Origin of the sequence: Streptomyces sp. NPDC047081 (assembly GCF_040643775.1) — a bacterium.
Classification (GTDB): Bacteria; Actinomycetota; Actinomycetes; order Streptomycetales; family Streptomycetaceae; genus Streptomyces.
The window spans coordinates 1-1,738 of record NZ_JBEYUY010000075.1; the positions used below are offsets into that span (position 1 = coordinate 1).

Consider the following 1,738-nt stretch of genomic DNA (forward strand, 5'->3'; position numbering starts at 1 on the left):
CCCATGCCGATCTCGTCGCCGTAGTACAGGATCGGCGAGCCGGGCAGCGACAGCAGGAGAGCCGTGAACAGCTCGATCTGGTTGCGGTCGTTGTCCAGCAGGGGCGCCAGCCGCCGCCTGATCCCGATGTTGGCGCGCATCCGCGGGTCCTTGGCGTACTCCGCGTACATGTAGTCGCGTTCCTCGTCGGTGACCATTTCGAGGGTGAGCTCGTCGTGGTTGCGCAGGAAGATGCCCCACTGGCACTTCGACGGGATCGCCGGGGTCTTGGCGAGGATCTCCGAGACGGGGTAGCGGGACTCGCGGCGCACGGCCATGAAGATCCGCGGCATGACGGGGAAGTGGAAGGCCATGTGGCATTCGTCGCCGCCGCTCTGGAAGTCGCCGAAGTAGTCGACGACGTCCTCGGGCCACTGGTTGGCCTCGGCCAGGATCACCGTGTCCGGGTAGTGCGCGTCGATCTCCTTGCGCACCCGCTTGAGGAACTCGTGGGTGGCGGGCAGGTTCTCGCAGTTGGTGCCCTCCTGCGCGTACAGGTAGGGCACGGCGTCGAGCCGGAAGCCGTCGATGCCCAGGTCCAGCCAGAACCGCAGCGCGGAGATCATCTCCTCCTGCACGGCCGGGTTCTCGTAGTTGAGGTCCGGCTGGTGGGAGAAGAAGCGGTGGAAGAAGTACTGCTTGCGGACCGGGTCGAAGGTCCAGTTGGAGACCTCGGTGTCGACGAAGATGATGCGGGCGTCCGCGTACTGCTTGTCGTCGTCGGCCCACATGTAGTAGTCGCCGTACGGCCCGTCGGGGTCCTTTCTGGACTCCTGGAACCACGGGTGCTGGTCGCTCGTGTGGTTCATGACGAAGTCGATGATCACGCGCATGCCGCGCTGGTGGGCGGCGTCGACGAACTCGACGAAGTCGGCCAGGTCACCGAACTCCGGCAGTACGGCGGTGTAGTCCGAGACGTCGTAACCGCCGTCCCTCAGCGGTGACTTGAAGAACGGCGGCAGCCAGAGGCAGTCGACGCCGAGCCACTGCAGGTAGTCCAGCTTCGCGGTGATGCCCTTGAGGTCGCCGACTCCGTCGCCGTTGCTGTCCTGGAAAGAGCGGACGAGGACCTCGTAGAAGACCGCGCGCTTGAACCACTCCGGGTCACGGTCCTTGGCGGGGGTGTCCTCGAAGGTGTCCGGAACGGGTTCGTTGACGATCATGTTGTGGGTGACCCTCCGATCTGCGGGGTGGACGGTCGCAGGACGGTGAACACGTGCGCGGGACGGGTGCCCGGTTCCAGGCGCACGTAATTCGCCCTGCCCCAGTGATAGGTCTCGCCGGTGAGCTCGTCGCGCACCGGCACCGACTCGTGCCAGTCCAGGCCGAGTCGCGGCATGTCCAACGAGACCGTGGCCTCCTGGGTGTGGTGAGGGTCGAGGTTGGCGACCACCAGAACCGTGTTCGAGCCGCTCCGCTTCGAATACGCGATCACCGCGTCCTGGTCCGCGTGGTGGAAGTGGAGATCGCGCAGCTGACGGAGGGCGGGGCTCGCGCGCCGGATCGCGTTGAGCCTGGTGATCAGGGGCGTGATGGTACGGCCCTCGCGTTCGGCTGATTCCCAGTCGCGCGGGCGGAGTTGGTATTTCTCCGAGTCCAGGTACTCCTCGCTGCCGTCGCGCAGCGGGATGTTCTCGCACAGCTCGTAGCCGGAATACACGCCCCAGGTGGGGGAGAGGGTGGCGGCGAGGACGGCGCG

At 66.1% G+C, this 1,738-nt stretch carries 2 protein-coding genes; both read right to left on the reverse strand.

Annotation, left to right across the window (positions count from 1 at the left end; translation table 11 throughout):
• Positions 1-1,202: maltose alpha-D-glucosyltransferase (gene treS, locus ABZ848_RS49500; protein WP_360843731.1), on the reverse strand; the 1,202-nt coding region annotated here is incomplete at its 3' end.
• Positions 1,199-1,738, reverse strand: a 540-nt coding sequence (locus tag ABZ848_RS49505; protein ID WP_360843733.1) for a DUF3459 domain-containing protein, incomplete at its 5' end; no start/stop codon positions are given. The genes ABZ848_RS49505 and treS, both read right to left, overlap by 4 nt.